This is a genomic window from Yersinia intermedia (assembly GCF_900635455.1).
GTDB classification, from domain to species: domain Bacteria; phylum Pseudomonadota; class Gammaproteobacteria; order Enterobacterales; family Enterobacteriaceae; genus Yersinia; species Yersinia intermedia.
The window spans coordinates 1,459,990-1,484,555 of the sequence record NZ_LR134116.1 but is presented as its reverse complement, the minus strand read 5'-3'; the positions used below and the strand labels follow the sequence as shown (position 1 = coordinate 1,484,555).

Here is a 24,566-nt window from a genome sequence, read left to right as displayed (position 1 = left end):
AACAAGTCCGATCAGCGTAATATACCCAGATAATTTTACGATTTGCACGCGGCCGGTCACATAGTTAGAATCGCCCTACCCCTTGAGATACGAGTCTTTCAACGTGAGCCAACCCCCAATCCAAACCGCGACATTAAGCTGGAATGAACAGGGTACACCTGTATCGGAACAGTTTGGTGACATCTATTTTTCCAATGAAGATGGGCTGGAAGAGACTCACTACGTTTTTCTTAAGGGGAATGGTTTTCCTGAACGTTTTGTTCAACACCCGCGAGATAATTGCATTTTTGCCGAAACGGGCTTCGGAACCGGATTAAATTTCTTAACGTTATGGCGTGATTTCGCTCAGTTCAAACAGCAACACGCCAGTGCTAAGCTCCAACGTTTACACTATATCAGTTTCGAAAAATACCCGCTTCAGGTGGCTGATTTGGCCGCCGCCCATGGCCGCTGGCCAGAACTGGCGTTTTTTGCCGAACAACTGCGCGCCCACTGGCCATTACCCCTTGCGGGGTGCCACCGTATCCTGTTGGCACAGGGGAGTATTACTCTGGATCTGTGGTTTGGTGATGTCAATACCTTGCTGCCCCAGTTAGATGCCAGCCTGAATAATCAAGTGGATGCCTGGTTTCTTGATGGTTTTGCCCCGGCTAAAAACCCCGATATGTGGAATGACATGCTATTCAATGCCATGGCGCGTATGGCGAGGCCGGGAGGGACTTTTGCCACATTTACCGCTGCCGGATTTGTTCGCCGTGGTTTGCAACAAGCAGGGTTCGACGTGGCTAAAGTGACAGGTTTTGGGCAAAAACGTGAAATGCTCACGGGCAGATTGCCGCAAAGCATCGAGTCACCCGCCACGCCCTGGTACCACCGGCCAGCAGCAGCCCATTGTGATGATATCGCGATCATTGGCGGGGGCATCGTCAGTGCATTGACAGCATTAGCCTTATTGCGCCGTGGGGCTAAGGTCACGCTCTATTGCGCCGATACACAACCAGCGCAAGGTGCATCAGGTAACCGCCAAGGTGCACTCTATCCCCTGCTAAACGGTAAAGATGATGCACTGGAAACCTTTTTCACCAGCGCATTTACCTTTGCTCGCCGCCAATATGACCAATTTCTAGCGCAAGGCGTGAGTTTTGACCATCAATGGTGTGGTGTCAGCCAATTGGCATTTGATGAAAAAAGCCGTGGCAAAATTGATAAAATGCTGCAAATAAGCTGGCCGGTGCAATTCGCCGAAGCCATGAGCCGTGAACAGCTCAGTGCGCTCGCTGGGCTAGATTGCGCCCACGATGGTATACATTATCCAGTCGGAGGCTGGTTATGCCCATCAGACCTCACCACAGCGCTGGTAATGCTGGCTCAGCAAAAAGGGATGACTTGCCACTATCAACATGAACTGCGCCAGTTAGAGTATGTTGACGGGCAATGGCAGCTCAGCTTCCAGCAACTCAGTACCCAACCCATCGATACCCAACAACCACGGGTGGCGAAACAACATGCTACAATGGTGCTGGCCACTGGCCACCGCTTAGCTGAGTGGCAACAAACCCAGTATCTGCCGCTGTCGGCCGTGCGCGGGCAGGTTTCCCACATTCCCACCACCTCAGTACTCAGTCAGTTGCAGCAAGTGCTATGCTATGACGGCTACCTGACGCCAGTGAATCCGGCTAATCAGCATCATTGTATTGGGGCCAGTTATCAGCGCGGCGATATTGCCACTGATTTTCGTGCCGATGAACAACAAGAGAATCGGGATCGCCTGTTACGTTGCCTGCCGCACGTTAAGTGGCCGCACCAGGTTGATATCAGTGATAATCAAGCGCGCTGCGGGGTGCGTTGCGCTATTCGTGATCACTTGCCGATGGTGGGCGCAGTCCCAGATTATGCTGCAACACTGGCACAATATCAGGATCTGCCGCGCAAAATTCAGCGTGGTGATGAGATAGCGCCAGCACCGGTATGGCCGGAATTATTCATGGTGGGGGCTTTGGGGTCACGGGGCTTGTGCAGTGCGCCATTGGTGGCAGAAATTCTGGCGGCACAAATGTTCGGGGAACCGCAGCCATTAGATGCACCAACGCTGGCGGCACTCAATCCTAATCGATTTTGGATTCGAAAATTGCTGAAAGGCAGGCCGGTACAACAGCGCGTTGCGACGTTATCTTAAGCGCGGCGGGGTGACTTGCAGCGGCGTCAAAATCACTAGAATCGCAGAGGTGAAGCCAAGTAACGGATCTGGCTAAACCCCTGCGACTTCAGCAATGGAAGCTATTTGATAGCTTGCTCAAGTAAACGATCCCACAAGCCCAAGACCAAAACCTGATCCGGTGGGGAAAGCTCACCGGCTTTGATCGCCTTTTCCAGGCTGGTCTGCACGCGGGCATGTAGCTGCTCAGCCGTATGTTCACCAAACTCTTCAGATTCAGCTACGGCCAGAGTCAGATGGCCGCGCAGATAGCCTCCGGCAAATAAATCATCATCACTGGCGTGCTCTACCATGTCATCAATCTGCGCTAATATGTGCGTTTCGAACTCTGCGATCATCAATTTTCCTCAATAACCCGCCATATTTCAAACCGCAGGTGTGTTGGCAGCCCCGTTAACCCGAATCACTTACCGTCGGGATTATGAACCTCATCAGAGGCTCACCTTGTGGGCCAGCACAAGCATTGTTCAAAATACAATCAATTTGTATCTTGCTTGCCGCCTTCCTACACCTTGAAATCTATTGGGTTATATTCTATATCCAAAAATAATGGCGTTGCAGCCAGGCGGTAAGCTACACGAGATCTTCCGGGTAAGGGAAAAGCTCGGCTACCAACGGCGGCGTATTGTAAAACGATTGTAGTGCCTGAATAAAGCCCGCAGGTCGTGTGGGTATACCGTTTTCTAAATTCCACAATACTTGTTCGCGCACTTTGCGCTGGAATGTGATGCGATCCGGCTCACAATCCCCCTCCAGGTTGTCGCAACTGACGTTAAAAGGGAACCCCGCCGCTACACAGAACATCCATTCCAGTGCCTGTGGTTTGATCTCAACCACTTCAAACTGGCTCTGAGTTAATGCATCTCGCCCGTCCGGGCAGTACCAATAACCAAAATCGACCAACTTGCGCCGCTCTTCACCGGCAATACACCAATGCGAGATCTCATGCATTCCGCTGGCATAATATCCATGGGCAAAAATCACCCGATGATAGGGAAATTCGTCATCGGCGGGCAGATAAATAGGTTCATCGTCACCTTTTACCAGCCGGGTATTATATTGGTCGCTAAAACAGGCATTAAAAACATCGATTAATTGCTGATAATCATGAGTCATACTTGGGTCCGTAAGAGCGGTATCGGCAACGGCATTCAGGCTCACTGCCCTATTGGATACCTTAAGTTATGCGAAAACGTGTAATCCCAGCCAGGAGGAGATCTCGGTACCATGACTGTCATACAGCAGCTTGCAGCTCATTACGAATGACACCACGACAATCATTGGGCGGATTAATTTTTGGCCTTTAGTCAACACCATATGTGCACCAAGGCGCGCGCCCAGCACTTGCCCGACCAGCATCACCAACCCGATACTCCACACCACTTTGCCGCCGATGATGAAAAAGATAAGGCCACCCAAATTAGAGGTGAAATTAAGCACTTTGGCATGGGCGGTGGATTTTGCCAGATTAAATCCGCACAGGGTCACAAAGGCCAACGCATAGAAAGAACCCGCTCCAGGGCCAAAGAAACCATCATAAAAACCGACACCACCGCCAGCAATCAAGGCAAAAGGTAGTGGAGATAGACGGCGTTGTTGATCAACCTCACCCAGCTTGGGGGTGAGTAGAAAATAGACACCAATACCTATTACCAGTAATGGCAGAATTTGCCGCAAAATATCGGCCCGCATATGCTGAACCAAAATAGCACCCAGCATTGAACCGACCAGCGTTAGAGCAATAATCAACTTTTGCTCTTTTAAATTCACCGCCCCACGGCGGATGAAATAAAGGCTGGCGGAGAATGATCCACCGACGGATTGTAATTTATTGGTCGCCAACACTTGCGCTGGGGGTAATCCAACCGCCAGCAATGCTGGCACAGTGAGTAAGCCCCCGCCGCCAGCAATGGAATCAATAAAACCCGCCAATAAGGCAACGACAAACAAAATCCCTAAAACTGCAGGGCCCAGCGTAAACCAATCCATGATTTATTCCGTAGCAAAATGGTTATCCAACAAAGCCTGACATGAAGGCGGCAATGGTGGGGGTAAGGTTTTACCCGGTTTAGCACTCGGTTGATGTGGCTGGAACCAGCTTTCCAGTTCGGCACCACAACCATCCCCCGCAGGAGGCGTGTCTTGATCCAAACACTCCAGACTGTCTGCCGGGCAGCGCAATCTTACATGCATATGTGCACGATGACCGAACCACGGGCGCACTTTATGCAACCAATTACGATCCGTTCCGGCATCCAGACACAGTTGTTTTTTAATTGCCGGATTGACAAAAATACGGGTCACTTCGTTATCGTTAGCCGCTAATTTGATAAGACTCTCGACCTGCGGTTGCCAGAGTGCTGGCACTACCCGTTTACCGTCAGCAGCCACCAAATCAATGGGTTGCGGTTTCAACAATTGCTGTTGGCTCCAGCGCTGTTGTGGCAGTTGTAACCAGATATCCACATCCAGACCAGACTGATGGCTGGCATGCCCGCTGCTAAAGCGCCCACCGGCAGGCATTGCCATGTCGCCAATCAACACTGTACCCAAGCGATGTTGCTCAGCCTGCGCACTCAGACGGTGGATAAAGTTCAGCAAATCAGGGTGACCAAAATAACGGCGCTGATCCGGGCGCATCACCTGATACTCTGCCGATTGGAGCGGCAAGGGCATCGCACCAATAACGCAGCCGTTGGCAAAACCACCAATCGACTGCGGAGAACCCGCCACCGGGTTGGCTATCTGTTGCCATGGCGTTGCCGCCATGACTGGGGCCATAGCAGCCAGCGCTACTGTTGTGGCAAGTGCTATTGCACCCACAATCCATTTGTTCATTGTGCCTACCAGCGCGGAACGTCTGAAACCACATCACCGCACTGTGCACGCTGGCGCAGCAAGTGATCCATTAACACAATAGCCATCATGGCCTCCGCAATCGGGACGGCACGAATACCGACACAAGGGTCATGGCGGCCACGGGTAACCATCTCAACCGCCTCACCCTGCCGGTTAATGGTTTGCCCTGGAACCATAATGCTGGATGTCGGTTTCAAAGCGATATGGGCCACAACTGGTTGCCCGCTGCTGATGCCGCCTAAAATGCCACCGGCATGATTGCTCTGGAAACCTTGTGGGGTAATTTCATCACGGTTTTCACTGCCGCGCTTAGTCACAACAGCAAAGCCATCACCGATCTCTACCCCTTTCACCGCATTGATACTCATCAATGCATGAGCCAAATCAGCATCTAAACGGTCAAATACCGGTTCACCCAACCCCACTGGTACGTGTTCAGCTACCACGGTAATTTTGGCCCCAATGGAGTCACCGGCTTTTTTCAGTTCGCGCATCAGCGCATCTAACGGCTCCAACTTACTGGCGTCTGGGCAGAAGAACGGATTCTGTTCAACCAAATCCCAATCAATCAAATCACAACTGATATCGCCAATTTGGGCCAGATAGCCACGCACCTGTACCCCGAATTTTTGCGCCAAATATTTTTTAGCAATGGCACCGGCGGCAACACGCATTGCGGTTTCACGGGCTGAAGAGCGGCCCCCTCCCCGATAGTCGCGCACACCGTATTTTTGTTCGTAGGTATAGTCCGCATGGCCTGGGCGGAAGACATCTTTAATCGTGCTGTAATCTTGTGACCGCTGGTCAGTATTCTCAATCATCAACCCGATACTGGTACCGGTGGTGACCCCCTCAAACACGCCGGATAAAATACGCACCTGATCCGGTTCGCGGCGTTGAGTGGTGTAGCGTGAGGTACCTGGGCGACGCCGGTCGAGATCCAACTGAATGTCAGCTTCAGTGATTGGAATGCCCGGAGGGACGCCATCAATAATACACCCCAAGGCGATGCCGTGAGATTCACCAAAAGTGGTGACGCGGAAAAACTGCCCAATACTGTTGCCAGCCATCACGGCTCCTTACCATGTAGTCATAAACAATCTGTCAGTATGATATTTATCACACTGACAGACTTTATAAGCAGAGATCGATTAATCGCGGTACATACTAAAATGCGGAGCGCAGTCAATCAGTTGCTGTTTGGTCAGCATAAATACGCCATCACCGCCGTTGTCGAACTCCAGCCAGGTGAAAGGCACATCTGGATAGAGGTCCATCAAATGCACCATGCTGTTGCCCACTTCGCAAATCAACACGCCATCATCTTGCAAGAAGTCCGGTGCGCAAGCCAGAATACGGCGAGCCAGTTTCAAGCCATCGCTGCCAGCAGCCAACCCAAGTTCAGGCTCGAAGCGGAACTCCTGCGGTAAGTCGGCCATATCTTCGGCATCAACATACGGTGGATTAGTGACAATCAAGTCATACTTGATTGGCGGTAAATCACGGAACAGGTCAGAGCGAATCGGTGTCACCTGATGTTCCATCTCATGTTGCTGAATATTATGCTCAGTTACTGCCAGGACATCATTAGAGATATCGACGGCATCCACTTCAGCGTCTGGGAAGGCATAGGCACAAGCAATAGCAATACAGCCACTGCCGGTACACATATCCAGAATATGCTTAGGCTGGTGTCTAATCAGCCCGTCAAAGCTGTTATTAATCAACTCAGCTATCGGTGAACGTGGCACCAACACCCGCTCATCAACATAATATTCCATGCCGCAGAACCAGGCTTTATTGGTCAAATAAGCAACCGGAATTCGCTCATTAACCCGGCGGATTACTCGCTCGACAATCCGGTGCCGCTCGCTCGACGTCAGGCGCGCACTGCGCATATCTTCAGGAATATCGATCGGTAAAAACAGGCTTGGGAAAACCAGTTGTACTGCTTCGTCCCACGGATTATCAGTACCGTGACCATAAAAAATATTCGCCGCATTAAACCGGCTAACTGCCCAGCGCAGCATATCCTGAATGGTGTGCAGCTCATTTACTGCTTCATCGACGAAAATCTTGTCCAAGGTATTCTCCAACAACGGTGCGAAAAATCATTATCTATCCCCTAGTTTGCCATGAAGCCCGCGACAAATCAGCAGCAATACATCAGTTGAATGATAACCGAATAATGAAAAGTGCATTAATGACAAAAATTGCATGGATAACCGATTGATTGCGAGGGCAGCCAACGCACCTACACCTTGAAATATGACGACATACCTATACCCAATAGATTTCGAGGCGTAGGAAGGCGGCAACAGAGATAATCCCGATGAGCTTACACAAGTAAGTGATTCGGGTAAGCGAGGGCAGCCAACGCACCTACACCTTGAAATATGACGGGTATAGACATTTATTTAGACAGATGACGCTCAACAGGTAAACTGGAGGTAATCAAATAAGTAAACGAACTGATAATGAAAAATAAATATCACCTCACGACTGATGATTTACAGCTATTTAAGGAGTCTATAGTCGGGGCGAAGAAACTGAAACAAGATACGATTGTTTTGCATACACCGCCCAAGTTGGGTAAAAAAATCGCGCCGGAAAAATTACTGCAAGAACAGGTTGATGCCAGTTATTATTTTTCTGATGAATTCCAACCACAGTTGGATAGCGAAGGCCCGACACGCTATGTGCGGCCTGGCGTTGATCATTTTGAAGTTAAAAAGCTGCGGCGCGGTGATTACTCGCCCGATATGTTTTTGGATTTACACGGATTAACCCAAAAACAGGCTAAACAAGAATTGGGCGCACTGATTGCTGCCTGTAAGCGGGAGCATGTGCATTGTGCCTGCGTGATGCATGGCCACGGCAAGCATGTTCTGAAACAACAAACCCCTTTGTGGCTGGCACAGCATCCCCATGTGCTGGCATTCCATCAAGCCCCTAAAGACTGGGGTGGAACTGCGGCATTACTGGTATTAATTGAGTTAGAAGAATAGACGTGAAATGCGGTTTGAGAGAAAAACAACGGCGCGACAGAGATGCCGCGCCGATTGGGTATTCACTAACACTGTTTTAACCGTGGCAAGCCTTTGCCAGCAGTTGTGACGGGCTGACTTGCCAGTCAAACGTCCCCTTTCCTGTCTCACCATTAAGGTCAACACAGGCGATTGCCGAAGTGGCAAACATCGGTGGACATTGCCCTGGACAAAGCTCAGACACCAGATACCCGACCAGCGGCAAATGCGAAATAACCAGCACTGCGGCACAATCTTCTTTTGCCAATGCCTGCAAATAACAACAGACAAAAGCGGCATCCCCACCCGGTGTTAATTCTGGCATCACTTCCTGCTCCGCCGGTAGCGTTATCACCTCACGCGCGACGTCTAATGTTTGCGCGGCGCGTAGATAAGGGCTAACCAAAATCTGATCGATATCAACAGACTGCTCGCTTAGCCAGCTTGCTATCTGACGTGACTCATCCTGACCACACAGAGTAAGAGGCCGCTGCGCATCACTTGCTGCATCAAGGGCCGCGTCACCGTGACGCATAATGAAAACTTGCATATTGCACCGTTTTTGTTAACAAAATAACGCTATACAGAAACGCTTTGCGTGCTGTACCGCCGAAACCTTTACCCATAGGCAAAGAAACTTCATAACGATAACGCGCCGTCTCTCTATGGCGGCCGGGCATTTTGCCTGAAACTTAAGGTAAAGAAAATGGCTGTTTTTTACACCGAGTATACCGACAGCCAACCTTGAGTGGTTACATAATAACCATATCAACAGCTTAATCTAAACTTTATCACCTGCGCAATGAGTGCCGATGAATTCATTTTGGCACAAATAGTCACTTAACGTGATTCTGGCTAAGGTAGCGCGGGTTGTCCCCGGTGTACAGCCACCTAATCCCTTAGAATCGCAGGTGGTGATCCTGCTCACACTCTTCATCATAGCTGTTAGTCGGCACAATATTGTGCGGGAAAAACACCACTAATCCCCGCAACAAACGCCTGATTGCTAACTCAGCGCTCTTCACCTGGCACTGCATCGGGGTTACTTTCCTGCGGGTAAAACGTCTGCTGTTGTTCAGCCATGCTAACCAGCAATTGGCAAGGTTCAAAACGCTCACCATACTGTTGCGCCAGCAATCTGAGCGCTTTCACAACCTTTTCTGCCCCCAGACTATCCAGATAGCGGAAAGGCCCCCCCAAAAACGGCGGGAAGCCAATACCGAACACCGCACCAATATCACCGTCGCGCGGGTTACGAATAATCGACTCATCCAGACAACGCACCGCTTCATTCAACATCATCATGGTACAACGCTGTACTATCACCGAGGACTCAAGATGGGCTTTCGGCGTCACGCCCAACAAAACATAAACGCTGGTATCGACTTGTTTTTCCTGTTTTCTTTTCCAAAAAGCACCTTTATTTTCCGCTGGATAAAGGTAAAAACCACGGCCATTTTTACGCCCTTTACGCCCATCCTTTAAGATGACATCAAATGACGGCGGAGCGGCAAAACGTGGCCCTAATTGCGCAACCAAAATCGGCATAATTTTGGTGCCGACATCAATACCGACTTCATCCAACAGCGTGATCGGCCCAACCGGGAAGCCGAAATTCACCAACGCTTTATCAACCGAATCGATAGGTTCACCGTCAAGGACACAGCGGGCAGCTTCGTTGATATACGGAGCCAGAATACGGTTTACATAAAATCCAGCGCGATCAGCGACAACAATCGCTGTTTTACCTTGTTTACGCGCCAAAGCTACTGTGGTTGCGATAGTTTCTTCGCTGGTTTTTGCATGGGGAATCACTTCCACCAACGGCATTTTATCGACCGGGCTAAAGTAGTGCAGGCCAATTACCTGCTCTGGTCGCTGTGCCTGCGCGGCAATTTGGCTTATCGGCAATGAGGAGGTATTGGAGGCAAAAATAGTATGTGCTGCGCCGAAACGTTCGATATCAGCAACCATCTGCTGCTTCAATGATAAATCTTCAAACACAGCTTCAACTACGATATCAAGCGTGTCGAAACCGCAATAATCTGTACTGCCGGAAATCAGCATCATCTGGCGCTGCCGCTCAGCCGGGCGCATGCGCTTGCTGCGTACCCGCTTACCTAAGGCATCCCACGTATATTTCAGCGCCTGATTAATCCCTTGCGGATTAATATCTTTGATCCGTACCGGCAAGCCTGCGCGGGTGGCAGTGACATTGGCAATCCCACCGCCCATAAGGCCGCCACCCAAGACCCCAACACGATGAATAACATGAGGCTGTGCAGCACCACCGGTCTCTTTTTTCAGTGATGTTGTAGCAAAGAACAAGCTACGCAAAGCAGCCGATTGAGGGGACATGGCCAGATCACCAAAGGCTCTGGCTTCCGCTTCATAACCACTGGGGCCACCGTGATCCAACCCTTTACGCACCACATCAATAATGCGTTCAGCAGCCGGGTAATGGCCTTGGGTCTTTGCCAACGTTTTTTTACGCACAATTTTAAACAATAATGCTTTACCCAACGGGCCGCTAAGCAAGCGTTCCTGCCAAGGCAAAACCGGCCTGTCAAGCCAACCCGCTTTGGCGCGTTTGACCGCCACATCTAACAAGATATCGTGAGGCACTGCATCGTCAACCAGCCCCATTTTAAGCGCCTGGCGCGCACGGATCTGCCTGCCGGTGAGGATCATATCCAGTGCTTTGCTGACACCGATCAGGCGCGGCAAGCGCTGTGTGCCACCCGAACCGGGCAACAGACCCAGTTGCACCTCAGGTAAACCGAGTACCGTTTTATCATCCAGAGAACAGATGCGACTATGGCACGCCAATGCCAGTTCCAGCCCGCCGCCCAGACAAGCACCATGAATAGCGGCAACTACCGGTATGGGGAATGCCGCGATTTGTGCCAATGTCGATTGACCTTTTTGTGCCAATACACGGGCATCGTGGGCAGTGCGGCAAGCAGCAATCATGGTGATATCAGCCCCGGCAATAAAGGAGTCTGGTTTACCAGAAATAATGACTAGCCCCTGCAATTGTGATAAAGCCTGTGCTTGTTGCAGTACTTCGGCAATTTGCTCTGCAAATTCAGCCTTTAAGGTATTCACTTTGTCACCAACAACATCAATGGTGATAACACCGATATTGTCTGGCCGCACACTGAGGGTAAAGACCGAATCGGCCGGAATATGGCTATCCCCACCTACCGTTTCATCACTGCCGTTAAGTAACTTTTCCTGGTTCATTACTCTACCTCCAGAATCATCGCGGCACCCAAACCACCTGCGGCACATGCGGTCGTTAGCCCTAATCCTCCGCCACGGCGACGCAATTCATTTAATGTTTGGGTGATCATGCGAGCACCGGTGGCTGCGAAGGGGTGGCCGTAGGCAATCGAACCGCCCAATACGTTGAATTTGCTCATATCAACTTCGCCAATAGCCTGGCTACGCCCCAATTTTTCACGCGCAAAAGTATCACTGGCAAACATTTTCAGGTTAGCCAGTGTTTGTGCCGCAAATGCTTCATGCATATCGATAAGGGTCAAATCTGCCAGCGTGATACCGGCACGATCCAGCGCCAGTGGCGTAGCATAAGAGGGGCCTAGCAGCATATCTTGCCAAACATCGATGGCGGAAAAGGCGAAACTGCGCAGATAACCTAACGGTTGTAAACCCAGTTCTTTTGCTTTCGCTTCACTCATCATCATCACGGCTGCGGCACCATCCGTCAGCGGGGTGCTGTTGGCCGCAGTGACACTGCCATGTTTGCGATCGAATGCCGGGCGTAACTTGGCATATTGCGCCATCGTGGAATCTTTGCGGATATTGTTATCTTCAGTAATAGCATCACGGTAAGGCGGGATATAAGCCGTCATCACCTCGTCGTGTAATAGCCCTTGCTGCCAGGCAATCGCGGCCATTTGGTGCGAGCGTAGCGCCAAAGCATCTTGATCTTCACGGCTGATACCATAGGTTTTTGCCATCTGCTCTGCGGTATCCCCCATGCGCAAGCCGGTAGAGTATTCAGCCACCGCCGGAGCAACAGGAAGCAGGTCGCGTAACTTTAATCGGCTGAACAACTTCAGCCGCTGGGAGAGGGTGCGTGCTTTATTAACATCCACCAAGGTGCGCGCCAATGCTTTACTGACACCGATTGGCAGCACGGAAGAGGAATCGGCACCACCAGCTATCGCTACCGTGACTGAGCCAGCAATAATACTTTCTGCCACATTGGCTACCGCCTGAAAACTGGTAGCGCACGCGCGTGACACACTGTAAGCATCGGTATGCGCACTCATACCGGTTCCCAACACGATTTCGCGGGCAATATTTGGCGCTTCAGGCATTTGCACCACCTGACCGAAAACTAATTGATCAATTAACTCAGGAGCAACGCCACTTCTGGCCAGCAGCTCACTGACCACAATTTTACCTAAGTCGACAGCGGGTACACCGTGATAAGCAGTTGCCTGCTTGGCAAAAGGGGTCCGCAGGCCGCTGACTATTGCAATGCGATCGCCCTGGCGCGTCACTAGCGGTAATGGCTTACTCATAAACGCTCCTGATAAATAGAATGGCTTTTAGTTAAGCATAACAAATAACAGGTCTGACCTGATCCAATTATTGTTAACCAAACATTTACATTTGGTAAACCTACAGAGCAGGAAAGTGGGAGCAGGAGCAACTTTTAGCGACAAAAATCGATGGAAGGACGAATTGGAAATGGGGATAACAGCAGTAAATGTGATGAATCTAATGCAATAAATTCACAAGGGGAATAATACAAAAATAAACGCGAAGCAAAAAGCTTCGCGTTGGGGAGAGATTCACTAACCTAAGTTTCAGTGAAAACCGGTATTAATTAACGCAGACCAAGCTGGAAAATCATGGTTTCTGCCTGGCAAGCAAAGGTAAAGTCGATGGTTAAACAAACACCGCCGTCTTTCTCTTCAAATTTATGCTCAATCAGACAAGGCTCTGATTCAACAGCTCGCGCTTTTTCAGTCAGCGATTTCAACATGGCTTCAGCGTCAGCACGGTTACCAAACACACAACTGTAAGACGCCGTGCAATCAGTATTATCCATGATAGTGCCGACATCTATACAGCAGCAGGCAGCAGTTTCTTCCGCACTACAGCGATTAATTGCATCTGACATCTTCAATTCTCCTCAACGGACATTTCAAAATAGGTGCAAATTGCCAATTCGTTAGCGCAAATAGCGCAAAAAGAGATGGCGCAAAAAAAAATATATTCTCTGTCACTATTTTACTACCGTCGGTCACTTGGCACTAGGACTTACTGTTTATAGGCTTATTAAGTGATAAAGATCACACTCAAATCGCATGCTCATTCATTGGTAATGTAATAATTGATACTAAATTGTGATTTTTTTGTTAACTGTGTCTATTTTTTGCAATCAAAACTGAACAAATCCTAAAACATACTTGCAACACTGACACAGGTCGGACCTATACTTCAGCCACTGGTCTGCTTTGTCTGACCGATAACGGACCCTACAATCCCGCATTCTCTTGTTACGATGAGTAACATTAATTAAAACAATGAGGTTTTGGTCATGAACCAGAAAAACCTGTTTACCCGATCAGCTCTGGCGGCTGCAGTTGCACTCATATCGTCGAACGTTTCTGCGGCTGGCTTCCAGTTGAATGAATATTCAGCCGCTGCATTGGGGCGTTCTTTCTCTGGTGAAGGCGCCGTTGCCGACAACGCATCTGTTGGTAGCCGCAACCCCGCTGCAATGACTTTGTTCGACCGCCCTTCTTTCTCTGGCGGCTTTGTTTATGTTGATCCTGATGTCAATATCAGTGGCACATCACGAAGCGGTCAAAGTACCAATGCCAATAACATCGCACCATCGGAGTGGATCCCGAATATCCACTTTATTATGCCACTGAATGAGCAATGGGCAATTGGTGCCTCTGGTACCTCAAACTACGGTTTGGCTACTGAATTCAATGACAATTATACTGCCGGTTCTCTCGGCGGTCAGACTGATCTGAAAACAGCCAACCTGAACTTGAGCACCGCTTATCGCCTGAATGAGAATTTCAGTTTCGGTCTGGGCTTTAATGCCGTGTACGCCGATGCGACCATAGTACGCCACGCTGGCGAAGCTGGCCCTCGCTTACCTATTCCACAAGCACCAAGTACCGAGGTTTCCCGCCTTGAGGGGAAAAAATGGGGTTACGGTTGGAATGCGGGTGTCTTGTATGAAGTAGATAAAGAAAACCGCTACAGCTTTACCTACCGATCAAAAGTTAAGATTGATTTTGATGGCGATTACAGTAACCAATTACCTACTCGACTAGGTGGGCTGGCAGGTCAAACAGTCCCTGGCTCTCTGACGCTTAATCTACCAGAAGTTTGGGAAGTCTCTGGCTACAACCGTGTGGCACCGCAGTGGGCCATTCACTACAGCATGGCGTATACCAGTTGGAGCCAGTTCAAAGAGTTGAGAGCGACGGGCACAAATGGGCAAACCCTGTTTGAGAAGCAAGAAGGCTTCCATGACGCTTACCGTATCGCGCTGGGTACCACTTATTATTACGATGATAATTGGACCTTCCGTACCGGTATTGCCTTCGATGACAGCCCGGTTCCGGCAGATAACCGCACTATCTCGATTCCAGACCAAGACCGTTTCTGGATCAGTGCCGGTACTACTTACGCTTTCAACAAAGATGCCTCAGTAGATGTCGGTGTTTCCTATATGCATGGCCAGAGCGTGCACATCAAGGAAAAAACGCCTGCCGCATTGGGTGGCACTACCTATGAGTTCGACTCCAAAGGTACCGCACTGCTGTACGGCGTGAACTTTAACTACGCGTTCTAATCAGCCGATACTGGCAAACAAAAAAGCGCCTTTCGGCGCTTTTTTATTATTCTTATTAAGCATCAAAATCAGTTGGCTGAATCGATACTTTCCAAATCACCCTGAATCGCTTGTGCGTTCGAATTAACTTCCGGTTTCAACTGCCCGCCATTCGCCAGGAAATCATGACGTTGGAAGTAGGCATCGCGCACCATCAGATAAGGATCTGACGAGTTACGCAGCAAACCATCGGAGTCCAATAACTGAGCGCGGGTTTCAATCCCTTCAACCATCCATTTACCTGCTGACATCCAGAACGTCAGATAACTCAATACCGGGTAAACATAATCAGCCGCATTACCACCATCCTCACGAATAGTGAAACTACCATAGCCCGGTAGTACCACATACGGGCCGTAACCGACGTTATAATGGCCCAGGGTACTGCCAAAACGGTGAGGGGTTTGTTTAGCCAGTTTAGGGTTAGCCATACTCGCCACATCTATCAAGCCACCCATACCCAAAATAGTATTCAGGAAAAAGCGGTTAAAGTGTTTCATGCCATTATACGGGTCACCCACCAGGAAGCTGTTGACCATACTGGCTGGCTCTTCAAGGTTACTCAGGAAATTACTCGTACCATTACGTGCAGGTTGTGGCACATAATCACGCCAAACTACGGCAACCGGACGCACCACGTAAGGATCAAGAACCTCATAGTTAAAATTGAACATTGCCCGGTTAAAACCTTCCAGCGGATCTGAGCGGCCCTGCTCGATGTGATCCGGCGAGCTACTGGCACACCCTACTAATAGCACGGTGGCAAAAGCCAGCCCAGTCAGGCGGTAGTTCATAATTTTCTCCATGAAATTCTGTCCAGCCCCTTACACTTAAGGGATCTGTTTGTTTATCTGTACATTAATCGTTTGCGGCTGCGCTTTCTCACCGAAACCCTGTACACCACTCTCGCCAAACCAGTCCCCTGCTTGCGGATTGGCCGTACCATCCAGCGAGATACGCGCCCGCACGTTCACCTGAGACAAAGAAGAGAGCAAGCGCTCTGGCATCATTGCATTGCTGTCATCCAGCGCTACAGATAGCGGGAATCGGCTCAAAGGCAGTTGTTTTACTGCAACCGGTACCGGATTTGCCCCATCGGTTACCGAGATAATCAGGGTTCCCTGCTGGGGTAATTTCTGTGCGGCGTCGGAGGATAATGAAACCTCTATTCCCAGTGTAGCTGTTTCCTGCCCTGCCTGTGATTTGGCTTGCTGGATACTGCGTTTTATCACTTCTATGCGGGAATCGCCAGCAGGCAGCAATTTTAGCATAACTTCCCATGCACCAATCGCTTGTTTAAAATCCCCCTGCTCAAAAGCATTAAAAGCTAATAAACTCATGGCGCGCAGATTGGTGTGATCCTGCCCAACCATCGTTCGCAACATCTGGGTTGCGAGCTGATTATCTTGTTGATCGTTGGAGCGTGTCAGCACTTCGGCATAACCGAGTCTGACATCTTCATTATCCGGGGCAAGTTGATAAGCTTTTGCAAAAGCTTGGGTTGCGGTAGTGGCATTATTCAGTGCCATCCCCACCCTGCCGAGCATCATCCAGTCATTGACGTTACCGGCATCTTGTTGCAAAGAAGTACGCAAGCCCAGTCCTAAACGTGCGATCTCTTCCGTGCTTAGCGGTTGCGCCCGTTCATTGGCAACTCTGGCGCGTAATTCAGGCATTTGCGCCTCAACCTGATGCCACGCCTGCACCTGAGCCAAACCACCGGTTTTCAGGTATAACCCTACCGCTACCACCACCAGAATCACCACCCCAGGCAATAACATCCAGCGGTTAATCGGGCTTATCTCTTCATCCGGTTGTTGCGGGATATCTGTCAGCAGGTTTTGTTGCAGTTCCTGAATCAGTTCTGGCCGCTGCTCTACCACGCCCTGTGCTTCATCTTCTGCCAATTCAGATAACCGATCCTGATAAATAGCCTTGTTCAATTCATCCCGAGTGGTCGCCGGTGCATGCTGGTTTTGTCGCATGGCAGGTATAACCAACAAGGCACCCGCGACCACCAGCAAAATGATCACTATCAGCCAAAAAGCCATTATGGTTGTTCCCTGTTAGTCTTTACGTGTTCAGTTGGCATGCTGTGTTGCACGGCAGCCGGTTTTTCCACACCGCGAGAATGTTCAGCTAGCAGATGATGTAACCGTTGCTGTTCCTGCGCCGACAGTGGAGTTTCTTTCACCACCCGCCGCCGTGCACGTAATACCACCACTGCGGCACCTATCAACACAAACAGTGCTGGCCCCACCCACAGAATCAGCGTCGCGGCAGTAACCGGTGGTTCATAAGTAACGAAGTTACCGTAACGGGCCACCATATAATCAATGATTTGCTGTTTGGAATTACCCTGCTGCATCAGTTCATACACTTTGGCACGCATATCAGCAGCAATAATGGCGTTGGAGTCGGCAATGCTGTTGTTCTGACATTTAGGGCAACGCAGTTGCTCCGTCAGCTCACGATACTGCTGCTCTTGTGCCTCAGATTTAAAGGTATAGGTATCGATAGCGGCAAACAGACTCCAACTCAGCATGAGGCCAAAGATCAGGCTCAGTAATCTCATGCGCCCCCCTGATACTTCTTATACAACGGCAGAATTTCTTGCAACCAGATGCGATCATTGAGATCACCGGCATGGCGATAACGGATAATACCCTGGCCGTCGATCAGAAAAGTTTCCGGAGCACCATAAACCCCCAGATCCAGCCCTAACATGCCATCGCCATCATACAAACTCAGCGCATAAGGATTACCCAGCGCATTGAGCCACTGTACCGCTTTGACACGATCATCTTTATAGTTCAACCCCACCACACGGATGCCCTGTGCTGCCAGCTTATTCAGGTATTGATGCTCAGCGCGGCACGTCGGGCACCAGGTCGCCCAGACATTGAGTAGCATGGGCTTACCATCATGTAATACTGCCTGATCAAAGGTTTTCCCCGGCTGGTCAAGAGATTCAAGTTTGAACGTTGGCACCGGTTTGCCAATCAACGCCGACTCCAACATCGTCGGATCATCACCATTAGCATTGCGGGTCAATTGCACTAAAAAGGCTACAACCAACAGTAAAAACAGTACCAACGGAATAAACATCAGCTTATTGAATGAAAAATGAGATTTCATTATTCAGCCTCCGATGCAGCACTGTGCTTTAATTTTTTACTCATCCGATAACGCGGATCAAGCATGCAGAAGATACCGCCGATAGCCATAAATACCCCGCCGAACCAGATCCAGCGGACAAAGGGTTTGTAGTACAAGCGCACCGCCCATGACCCGTCATCCAGTTCTTCACCCAGTGCAGCGTAAAGATCACGGCTGAAACCACCATCAATAGCAGCTTCAGTCATCATCGAACGGGCCACACTGTAATAGCGTTTCTCCGCATGTAACGTGGCTTCAGGTTTACCATTACGGGTGACATCAATAATACCAACACCGCCGGTATAGTTCGGCCCTTTGATATCGTGAACATCGCGGAACACGAAGTGATAATCGTGAATATTGATACTATCACCGGCCTTCATGCGCACATCACGCTCAACACTGTAATTTTGGCTAAAAGCAATACCGATCACCGTCACCGCAACACCCAAATGCCCCAATACCATGCCCCAATGACTGCGAGATAAGTGTGTTAAACCACGCCAAAAACCATGGCGGTGAGTCGCTCGCTCATGCAACTCCATCAATGTCAGGATAATGACCCAGATAGACATCATCAGACCGACAACAGTCATACCGGCAATAGTGTCTTGCAGCAGCCAGGGTACCAATATCGACAGCAGCAAAGTGATGACCAGAGCCACACTGAGGCGTTTCCATAGTTTGCTCGGCTCATCTCTGCGCCAGCGCACTAACGGCCCGATCCCCATCAGCAGCGCCATCGGTGCCATCAACCAGGTAAACATGGTATTAAAGAACGGTTCGCCGATTGAAATACTGCCCAGCCCCAATTGCTTGTGAACCAATGGCAGCAAGGTACCCAGAAGCACCACCAGCATCGCGGCGATCAGCAGCACATTATTACCGAGCAGGAAAGTCTCGCGTGAGAACACCTCGTGCTGAGTGCGGCTGCGCACTTGTGCGCCTTTAACCGCATACAATAGCAATGAGCCACCGATAACAATCACCAGATAAGCCAGAATAAACATGCCACGGGCCGGATCAGAGGCAAAAGAGTGCACCGAAACCAGTACGCCGGAACGCACCAGGAAGGTGCCCATTAGGCATAGAGAGAATGCCGTAATCGCCAGCAATACCGTCCACGCTTTGAATGTTCCACGTTTTTCAGTCACCGCTAATGAGTGAATCAACGCCGTACCTGCCAGCCAAGGCATAAACGAGGCATTCTCAACCGGATCCCAGAACCACCAGCCGCCCCAGCCTAATTCATAATAAGCCCACGCCGAACCGAGCACGATCCCCATGGTCAGGAACACCCATGCAGCTTGAGTCCACGGCCGTGACCAGCGCGCCCAGGCACTGTCAAGCCGGCCAGCCATTAAGGAAGCGATGGCGAAAGCAAAAGCTACGGAGAACCCCACATACCCCATATAAAGCAGTGGCGGATGGAAAATCAGCCCGACATCCTGCAACAACGGATTTAAATCGTTACCGTCAATTGGGAAGTCCGGCAAGCTGCGGGTAAACGGATTTGACGTCAGAATAATAAATAACAGGAAACCACTGGTAATCATCCCCAGCACCGACAGCACTCGGGCTACCGCATCATCCGGCATTGAACGGCTAAAGAGCGCCACAGCCAGCGACCAGCAACTTAGCAGCAGTACCCACAGCAGCAGCGATCCCTCATGTGCGCCCCAGGTCGCCGCAATACGATAATAAACCGGCAGATGTGAATTTGAGTTCGCCGCCACATAGGAGACAGTGAAATCATTCACCACAAACGCATACACCAGACATATAAATGACAGCGCGATGGTAGCAAACATACCGTAAGTCAAGGGTCTGCCAACCGCCATCATGCGGGCATCTTGACGCGCAGCACCCCATTGCGGATACAAACTCAGCAATAGTGAGATGGCCAGTGCCAGGCATAACAGGAAACTCCCCATTTCAGGCATCATGAGGCGTTGCCCTCACGCTTAGTGCTACTGTAAGCCTCTGCGGGGCGCGTGTGGTTTTCCTTCATCGCCTCTTTCACTTCTGGTGGCGTGTATTTTTCATCATGCTTTGCCAGCACCTCTTTCGCATTTACCGTATTGCCCTCAGCAAATACGCCTTGCGCTACCACCCCCTGCCCCTCGCGGAACAGATCCGGTAGAATGCCGGTATAAGTGACGGTGATTGCGCCACGCGCATCATAAACCTTGAAACTCATTTCCAACGTCTTATCATCACGTTTCACCGAACCCGGCATGACCATGCCGCCGATACGCAAACGCTGGCCTATTTCCGGCTTCTCGTGGCGCTCACCTTTACCCTGCAAAATTTCGCCAGGGGTATAGAACAGATCGATATTGGCACGCAGTGCGTACAACACCAGAGTGGTCGTCAGGCCGATGCCGATCAAAACCACCATCGCCAAATAGAGCCGACTTTTTCTACGTGGGTTCACTGCTGTTTCTCCTGCGAACGGGCGGAATGCTGAGTCTGATTTGCCTGCCGAATGCGCAGCTCCCGCGCCTGACGACGCTGAATATCCGCGAATAGCTGCTTGTGCTGCCACCACGTATATCCCCACAAACTAAACAGAGACAACAAAGTAACCGCCGCCGCCAGCCAGACATAAAAGGCATAGCCGCCCATGGCAAAAAATGCCGCCCAGGAGTGAAAGGCCGGATTCATAGACGTGGTTCCTTACGCAATAGGGCGCTAACCCAAGGTCGATGGCGTTCTTGCTGCAAAATCAAGTTGCGCAGGCGCATTAATGTCAGCGTAATAAAACATAATAAGTAGCCAATAATCGCCCAACGCAACGGCGAACGCATACTCGGATCAATGCTTTGCTGCATGTTGGTGGAACCTTGATGCAAGGTGTTCCACCACACCACGGAGAAATGAATGATTGGAATATTAACCACCCCGACCAGCACCAGAATACCGGCAGCCCGCCCGGCCAACTTGCGATCGTCAAATGCGTTATACAGCGCAATCACGCCAAGATAGAGGAACAGCAGCACTAATTCAGAGGTCAGTCGCGCATCCCAAATCCACCAGGTTCCCCACATCGGTTTACCCCAGGCAGAACCGGTGACCAATGCAATAAAGGTAAAGACCGCGCCGACCGGTGCCATGGCGGCCACCACGTTATCGGACATTTTCATTTGCCAGACCAGACCGACAAATGCCGCAATTGCCATCGACATGTAGATACCCATCGACCAGATAGCCGCCGGGACATGTAAGTATATGATACGGAAACTGTCGCCTTGCTGGTAATCCGAGGGGGCGAAACCAAATCCCCACACCCAGCCCACCATCAGACAGACCACGCTAGCAATACCCAGCCATGGAACAAACCGGCCGCACAGCGTATAGAGCCGTTCGGGTTTAGCGAATTGATGAAACCATTTCCACATTTTTCATTGCTCACAGTAAAATTTGACAGGCATCACCCATTGGAATGCCGGTGCAGGGTACGGCGCACAATCTGCTCTGACTGCGTTGGCTACCGCGCTTAAGCTTATGAAAACGCTCACACACTTAACTGCACGCTTCTTTTTCGAAATTGTTACCTTCTGAGTGGCATTAAACTGCTAGTGCACACTCACTCTCAATGCGGCAGCGGTAGCAAAAGGCGCCAGTGTTGCACTCCCCGCTAACATTGCCCCCAAAATAGCCAGATACCCATCAATTGGCAGCGACATTGACGCCGCATCAATGGCCGCAGTAGCAAATATCAGCACCGGGATATACAGCGGCAGCACCAATAAACTCAGCAGCACCCCTCCCTTGCGTAACCCAACGGTCAGTGCCACACCAATAGCCCCGATAAAACTTAAGGTCGGTGTCCCCAGCAGCAGTGTCAGCGCCATGGCAATCGCGGTATTGCTGTCGAGGGAAAGCAACAAAGCGACCAGCGGAGATAAAATCAGTAACGGTAATCCGGTCACGACCCAGTGAGCACACACTTTGCCTAACACCGTGAGTGCCAGTGGCGCGGGTAATAACAGCAACTGTTCAAGGGAGCCATCGTAGAAATCATCGCGGAATAGCCGCTCCAAAGAGAGTAACGATGCAAGCAATGCTGCCACCCAGACAATTCCCGGCGCAATACGCGCCAATAATTGCGGTTCCGGGCCGATCCCCAACGGAAACAAAGTGATGACAATCAGAAAAAACCAGAGCGGGTTAACTATCTCTGCACCTTTTCTAAAGGCTATCTTTAATTCACGGCGCAACACGCTGATAAACATTAATTCTCCTGCGTGTTGGTTAAACGGATTTTACGTACACGTTGACCAACACCGTTCAGGTCCTGATGTGTGGTAAGCAGTACCATGCCACCGTTGGCTGCATGCTCGACAAACAGAGCTAACAGAGTAGCAACCCCCTGTTTATCAATCGCGGTCAACGGTTCATCCAAAATCCAGAGTGGAGCCTTGCTCAACCACAAACGGGCCAATGCCACGCGCCGTTGCTGCCCGGCAGATAATTGAGATACCGGTAAATCTTCATAACCCACTAACCCGACCTGAGATAAAGCCTGCCAGATTGCGGCGCTATCGACCTTTTGCCACACCGATTGGTAAAACGCCAGATTCTCAAAAGGCGTCAGTACCGACTTAATTCCCGGCTGATGGCCTAAAAACAATAAATCCTGATGATACTTAGCGCGATCTCGGCGAATATTCGCCCCCAACCAGCTTACCTGCCCTTCATCTGCATCGGCCAGTCCGGCTAAAATCCGCAATAGACTGGTTTTACCTGCACCATTTTGCCCCTCGACTTGGACAATTTCCCCCGCAGCCACACAGAAGCTCAACTGTTGGAACAAGCTTCGCTCATCTCGGATACAGGTCAGGTTTTTAGCTTCCAACATGAAGGTGTGGTTTCCACCGTAGGATTGTTGTTTCAGGAAAACTGAATGATAACATAAGGCTTAATCCTTACGTAGCGTGGGCCTGACCCTGGCCCTACTCTTATAGAGGTATTATTCGGTATAAGATCAAATTTCTGTAGAAAAAACCAACAACATTAGCGTTTGGTTACTTTACCCTCCCGTTCTGATGGGCTATTTCACGCCCTTAATAACTGCGCCCCCCTCCTCTGAATAGCACAAACTTAACCGCTGTGCTAACGTGGTAATTCCGTACTAGTAAGGAAGTACAACTCATGCATTTCTCTTCGATAGAGGACATCAGAACGGCCATTGATGGCATAGATTCGCAAATTGTCGCGTTAATCGCGCAACGGGGCCAATGTGTCAAAGCGGCCGCCGCATTTAAGCAGGATCAGAACGCAGTACGTGCGCCAGATAGGGTTCAGATAGTGATAGATCGCGTCACCGCAGAAGCCAATAAAGCAGGGCTAGCAGAAGAGATTATCGAGAAAGTCTACCGGACGATGATCAATGCCTTTATTGACTATGAACTTGAACAACATCAGCGCTTAGCACAGAAGTAAACGGGATTCAGTTATCACCGTTCCACTCGCAGTGGGTAACCATGATATAGCGGAAATTTTTAATAAAATCCCCTTAGTTAAGTCAATTATCTTTATATCATCTAAACCATGGAAAATACCGTGGCGCAGCAGGATTCAAAGATGATTGAGTAGATAGACCAACAATTATTTACCGGCCCTACTGACCACTTGGCTATTCTTTAATACAATAAAAAGTGTAAAATATGCGAACATCAATATAGCAGTCTGCTATTTATCACTTTTTTATATTTATTCAATTTAATTTCAAGAGGTTAACGTGCAGGATTTACCAAACTGTCCAAAATGTAGTTCTAAATTTACATGGCAAGAAGGTGAACAACTGAATTGCCCGGAGTGTGGTCATGAATGGTCTGAAAGCAGTGCTTCAGCCACGGCCCAAGACGACCTGGTGGTGCGTGATGCCAACGGCAATTTATTGGCTGACGGTGATTCGGTCACTGTGGTTAAGGATCTGAAAGTAAAAGGCAGTTCTTCAACGCTGAAAATTGGTACCAAAGTGAAAGGTATTCGTCTGGTTGAAGGTGATCACAATATCGATTGTAAAATTGATGGGTTTGGTCCAATGAAGTTGAAATCAGAGTTCGTTAAGAAAAGTTAAATTCTTAATCAATGAATTACCCCCAAATAGAAATGTAGCCTCTGGGGGGATTGCCGTTGGTTGCTGAGTTTACTGGACACGAGTGGCGACAGCCTCGTGTCCTTAATTAACCTATTCAAATTAACTTATTCACTTCTCACGTCAGCCTGATACTCGATGTTGTTAATGGCTTACGGCAAAAAAACAGTTATAAGGCTAGATAGCTACAACTGTGCCGATAAACATCGTTTTTCGGTTATTACTATCACTTAATCACTCTCAGTTGGTGACAGAGTAACCAAACAGCCAGCTAACCGCTTATTATCTGGATAAAAATGCGTA

At 49.8% G+C, this 24,566-nt stretch carries 25 protein-coding genes; 5 read left to right on the top strand and 20 right to left on the bottom strand.

Going from position 1 to position 24,566, the window contains the following annotated elements:
* Positions 1-103: 103 nt before the first annotated feature.
* Positions 104-2,176 (top strand): bifunctional tRNA (5-methylaminomethyl-2-thiouridine)(34)-methyltransferase MnmC2/FAD-dependent 5-carboxymethylaminomethyl-2-thiouridine(34) oxidoreductase MnmC1, encoded by a 2,073-nt coding sequence (gene mnmC / locus EL015_RS06925; RefSeq protein WP_005183421.1) that lies wholly within the window; start codon positions 104-106, stop codon positions 2,174-2,176.
* A 101-nt stretch (positions 2,177-2,277) separates the two neighbouring features.
* On the opposite strand, the gene EL015_RS06920 is transcribed toward mnmC, so the two are convergent.
* The 6 genes from EL015_RS06920 to prmB all read right to left on the bottom strand — a co-directional run bounded on the left by EL015_RS06920 (position 2,278) and on the right by prmB (position 7,158).
* Complete coding sequence (locus EL015_RS06920) at positions 2,278-2,553, bottom strand: YfcL family protein (RefSeq protein ID WP_005183422.1); 276 nt, start codon at positions 2,551-2,553, stop codon at positions 2,278-2,280.
* Between the two features lie 235 nt (positions 2,554-2,788).
* Positions 2,789-3,331, bottom strand: a complete 543-nt coding sequence (locus EL015_RS06915) for an elongation factor P hydroxylase (protein ID WP_032905916.1) — start codon at positions 3,329-3,331, stop codon at positions 2,789-2,791.
* 66 nt (positions 3,332-3,397) lie between these two features.
* Positions 3,398-4,204: a sulfite exporter TauE/SafE family protein gene (locus EL015_RS06910; RefSeq protein WP_005183424.1), complete on the bottom strand. Its 807-nt coding sequence runs from the start codon at positions 4,202-4,204 to the stop codon at positions 3,398-3,400.
* 3 nt (positions 4,205-4,207) lie between these two features.
* Positions 4,208-5,053: a penicillin-insensitive murein endopeptidase gene (mepA, locus tag EL015_RS06905; protein WP_005183425.1), complete on the bottom strand. Its 846-nt coding sequence runs from the start codon at positions 5,051-5,053 to the stop codon at positions 4,208-4,210.
* Positions 5,054-5,058: 5 nt separating this feature from the next.
* Positions 5,059-6,144: a chorismate synthase gene (aroC, locus tag EL015_RS06900; RefSeq protein WP_005183428.1), complete on the bottom strand. Its 1,086-nt coding sequence runs from the start codon at positions 6,142-6,144 to the stop codon at positions 5,059-5,061.
* 81 nt (positions 6,145-6,225) lie between these two features.
* Positions 6,226-7,158 carry a 50S ribosomal protein L3 N(5)-glutamine methyltransferase gene (gene prmB / locus EL015_RS06895; protein ID WP_032905917.1) on the bottom strand — a complete coding sequence of 311 codons (933 nt, stop codon included), beginning with the start codon at positions 7,156-7,158 and terminating at the stop codon, positions 6,226-6,228.
* Between the two features lie 393 nt (positions 7,159-7,551).
* On the opposite strand from prmB, the gene smrB reads away from it, so the two are divergent.
* Positions 7,552-8,082, top strand: coding sequence for an endonuclease SmrB (gene smrB, locus EL015_RS06890; protein WP_005183437.1), 531 nt, complete (start codon positions 7,552-7,554; stop codon positions 8,080-8,082).
* A 76-nt stretch (positions 8,083-8,158) separates the two neighbouring features.
* Here the strand turns inward: smrB and sixA are convergent, their stop codons facing one another.
* The 4 genes from sixA to EL015_RS06870 all read right to left on the bottom strand — a co-directional run bounded on the left by sixA (position 8,159) and on the right by EL015_RS06870 (position 13,261).
* Positions 8,159-8,650 carry a phosphohistidine phosphatase SixA gene (gene sixA, locus EL015_RS06885; protein ID WP_005183441.1) on the bottom strand — a complete coding sequence of 164 codons (492 nt, stop codon included), beginning with the start codon at positions 8,648-8,650 and terminating at the stop codon, positions 8,159-8,161.
* Positions 8,651-9,111: 461 nt separating this feature from the next.
* Entirely contained in the window at positions 9,112-11,346 is a 2,235-nt protein-coding gene (gene fadJ, locus EL015_RS06880; protein WP_005183442.1) for a fatty acid oxidation complex subunit alpha FadJ, read from the bottom strand.
* A complete protein-coding gene (gene fadI / locus EL015_RS06875) occupies positions 11,346-12,656 on the bottom strand; it encodes an acetyl-CoA C-acyltransferase FadI (RefSeq protein ID WP_032905918.1) in 1,311 nt (436 codons plus the stop codon). The genes fadJ and fadI overlap by 1 nt, the downstream gene beginning before the upstream one ends.
* Positions 12,657-12,964: 308 nt before the next feature.
* Positions 12,965-13,261 (bottom strand): YfcZ/YiiS family protein, encoded by a 297-nt coding sequence (locus EL015_RS06870; protein WP_072088818.1) that lies wholly within the window; start codon positions 13,259-13,261, stop codon positions 12,965-12,967.
* Between the two features lie 420 nt (positions 13,262-13,681).
* Between EL015_RS06870 and fadL the strand changes: the two genes are divergently transcribed.
* On the top strand, positions 13,682-14,959 hold the full coding sequence (fadL, locus tag EL015_RS06865) for a long-chain fatty acid transporter FadL (protein WP_005183448.1): 1,278 nt from the start codon (positions 13,682-13,684) through the stop codon (positions 14,957-14,959).
* 68 nt (positions 14,960-15,027) lie between these two features.
* Here fadL and mlaA read toward each other — a convergent pair whose 3' ends face one another.
* The 10 genes from mlaA to ccmA all read right to left on the bottom strand — a co-directional run bounded on the left by mlaA (position 15,028) and on the right by ccmA (position 23,021).
* Entirely contained in the window at positions 15,028-15,792 is a 765-nt protein-coding gene (gene mlaA / locus EL015_RS06860; protein WP_072088816.1) for a phospholipid-binding lipoprotein MlaA, read from the bottom strand.
* Positions 15,793-15,828: 36 nt separating this feature from the next.
* Positions 15,829-17,049, bottom strand: coding sequence for a c-type cytochrome biogenesis protein CcmI (gene ccmI, locus EL015_RS06855; RefSeq protein ID WP_005183463.1), 1,221 nt, complete (start codon positions 17,047-17,049; stop codon positions 15,829-15,831).
* The gene (locus EL015_RS06850) at positions 17,049-17,573 is read right to left on the bottom strand and encodes a cytochrome c-type biogenesis protein (protein ID WP_032905919.1); all 525 of its coding nucleotides are present in this window, start codon (positions 17,571-17,573) and stop codon (positions 17,049-17,051) included. Before EL015_RS06850 ends, ccmI begins: the two co-directional genes overlap by 1 nt.
* Positions 17,570-18,136 carry a DsbE family thiol:disulfide interchange protein gene (locus EL015_RS06845; protein ID WP_032905920.1) on the bottom strand — a complete coding sequence of 189 codons (567 nt, stop codon included), beginning with the start codon at positions 18,134-18,136 and terminating at the stop codon, positions 17,570-17,572. The genes EL015_RS06850 and EL015_RS06845 overlap by 4 nt, the downstream gene beginning before the upstream one ends.
* Complete coding sequence (locus EL015_RS06840) at positions 18,136-20,103, bottom strand: heme lyase CcmF/NrfE family subunit (protein WP_032905921.1); 1,968 nt, start codon at positions 20,101-20,103, stop codon at positions 18,136-18,138. Before EL015_RS06840 ends, EL015_RS06845 begins: the two co-directional genes overlap by 1 nt.
* Positions 20,100-20,594, bottom strand: coding sequence for a cytochrome c maturation protein CcmE (gene ccmE / locus EL015_RS06835; RefSeq protein WP_032905922.1), 495 nt, complete (start codon positions 20,592-20,594; stop codon positions 20,100-20,102). The genes EL015_RS06840 and ccmE overlap by 4 nt, the downstream gene beginning before the upstream one ends.
* The gene (ccmD, locus tag EL015_RS06830; RefSeq protein ID WP_032905923.1) at positions 20,591-20,824 is read right to left on the bottom strand and encodes a heme exporter protein CcmD; all 234 of its coding nucleotides are present in this window, start codon (positions 20,822-20,824) and stop codon (positions 20,591-20,593) included. The genes ccmE and ccmD overlap by 4 nt, the downstream gene beginning before the upstream one ends.
* The gene (locus EL015_RS06825) at positions 20,821-21,558 is read right to left on the bottom strand and encodes a heme ABC transporter permease (RefSeq protein ID WP_005183466.1); all 738 of its coding nucleotides are present in this window, start codon (positions 21,556-21,558) and stop codon (positions 20,821-20,823) included. The genes ccmD and EL015_RS06825 overlap by 4 nt, the downstream gene beginning before the upstream one ends.
* A 177-nt stretch (positions 21,559-21,735) precedes the next feature.
* Positions 21,736-22,395 carry a heme exporter protein CcmB gene (gene ccmB, locus EL015_RS06820; protein ID WP_005183467.1) on the bottom strand — a complete coding sequence of 220 codons (660 nt, stop codon included), beginning with the start codon at positions 22,393-22,395 and terminating at the stop codon, positions 21,736-21,738.
* Positions 22,395-23,021 (bottom strand): cytochrome c biogenesis heme-transporting ATPase CcmA, encoded by a 627-nt coding sequence (gene ccmA, locus EL015_RS06815; RefSeq protein WP_032905924.1) that lies wholly within the window; start codon positions 23,019-23,021, stop codon positions 22,395-22,397. Before ccmA ends, ccmB begins: the two co-directional genes overlap by 1 nt.
* 293 nt (positions 23,022-23,314) lie before the next feature.
* On the opposite strand from ccmA, the gene EL015_RS06810 reads away from it, so the two are divergent.
* Together EL015_RS06810 and EL015_RS06805 are read left to right on the top strand one after the other, a co-directional pair.
* The gene (locus EL015_RS06810; RefSeq protein ID WP_005183468.1) at positions 23,315-23,605 is read left to right on the top strand and encodes a chorismate mutase; all 291 of its coding nucleotides are present in this window, start codon (positions 23,315-23,317) and stop codon (positions 23,603-23,605) included.
* A gap of 298 nt (positions 23,606-23,903) precedes the next feature.
* Positions 23,904-24,245, top strand: a complete 342-nt coding sequence (locus EL015_RS06805; RefSeq protein WP_005183469.1) for a zinc ribbon domain-containing protein YjdM — start codon at positions 23,904-23,906, stop codon at positions 24,243-24,245.
* The last annotated feature ends 321 nt before the right edge of the window (positions 24,246-24,566 follow it).

Bases quoted from the DNA above. Each gene is read 5' to 3' on its own strand.
- ccmA (WP_032905924.1), bottom strand. From the start codon at position 23,021: ATGTTGGAAGCTAAAAACCTGACCTGTATCCGAGATGAGCGAAGCTTG.
- EL015_RS06825 (WP_005183466.1), bottom strand. From the start codon at position 21,558: ATGTGGAAATGGTTTCATCAATTCGCTAAACCCGAACGGCTCTATACG.
- EL015_RS06870 (WP_072088818.1), bottom strand. From the start codon at position 13,261: ATGTCAGATGCAATTAATCGCTGTAGTGCGGAAGAAACTGCTGCCTGC.
- fadI (WP_032905918.1), bottom strand. From the start codon at position 12,656: ATGAGTAAGCCATTACCGCTAGTGACGCGCCAGGGCGATCGCATTGCA.
- fadL (WP_005183448.1), top strand. From the start codon at position 13,682: ATGAACCAGAAAAACCTGTTTACCCGATCAGCTCTGGCGGCTGCAGTT.
- mlaA (WP_072088816.1), bottom strand. From the start codon at position 15,792: ATGAACTACCGCCTGACTGGGCTGGCTTTTGCCACCGTGCTATTAGTA.
- EL015_RS06850 (WP_032905919.1), bottom strand. From the start codon at position 17,573: ATGAGATTACTGAGCCTGATCTTTGGCCTCATGCTGAGTTGGAGTCTG.
- EL015_RS06915 (WP_032905916.1), bottom strand. From the start codon at position 3,331: ATGACTCATGATTATCAGCAATTAATCGATGTTTTTAATGCCTGTTTT.
- EL015_RS06845 (WP_032905920.1), bottom strand. From the start codon at position 18,136: ATGAAATCTCATTTTTCATTCAATAAGCTGATGTTTATTCCGTTGGTA.
- smrB (WP_005183437.1), top strand. From the start codon at position 7,552: ATGAAAAATAAATATCACCTCACGACTGATGATTTACAGCTATTTAAG.
- EL015_RS06910 (WP_005183424.1), bottom strand. From the start codon at position 4,204: ATGGATTGGTTTACGCTGGGCCCTGCAGTTTTAGGGATTTTGTTTGTC.
- sixA (WP_005183441.1), bottom strand. From the start codon at position 8,650: ATGCAAGTTTTCATTATGCGTCACGGTGACGCGGCCCTTGATGCAGCA.
- ccmI (WP_005183463.1), bottom strand. From the start codon at position 17,049: ATGGCTTTTTGGCTGATAGTGATCATTTTGCTGGTGGTCGCGGGTGCC.
- ccmB (WP_005183467.1), bottom strand. From the start codon at position 22,395: ATGTTTATCAGCGTGTTGCGCCGTGAATTAAAGATAGCCTTTAGAAAA.
- fadJ (WP_005183442.1), bottom strand. From the start codon at position 11,346: ATGAACCAGGAAAAGTTACTTAACGGCAGTGATGAAACGGTAGGTGGG.
- EL015_RS06810 (WP_005183468.1), top strand. From the start codon at position 23,315: ATGCATTTCTCTTCGATAGAGGACATCAGAACGGCCATTGATGGCATA.
- mepA (WP_005183425.1), bottom strand. From the start codon at position 5,053: ATGAACAAATGGATTGTGGGTGCAATAGCACTTGCCACAACAGTAGCG.
- aroC (WP_005183428.1), bottom strand. From the start codon at position 6,144: ATGGCTGGCAACAGTATTGGGCAGTTTTTCCGCGTCACCACTTTTGGT.
- EL015_RS06920 (WP_005183422.1), bottom strand. From the start codon at position 2,553: ATGATCGCAGAGTTCGAAACGCACATATTAGCGCAGATTGATGACATG.
- EL015_RS06840 (WP_032905921.1), bottom strand. From the start codon at position 20,103: ATGATGCCTGAAATGGGGAGTTTCCTGTTATGCCTGGCACTGGCCATC.
- ccmD (WP_032905923.1), bottom strand. From the start codon at position 20,824: ATGAATCCGGCCTTTCACTCCTGGGCGGCATTTTTTGCCATGGGCGGC.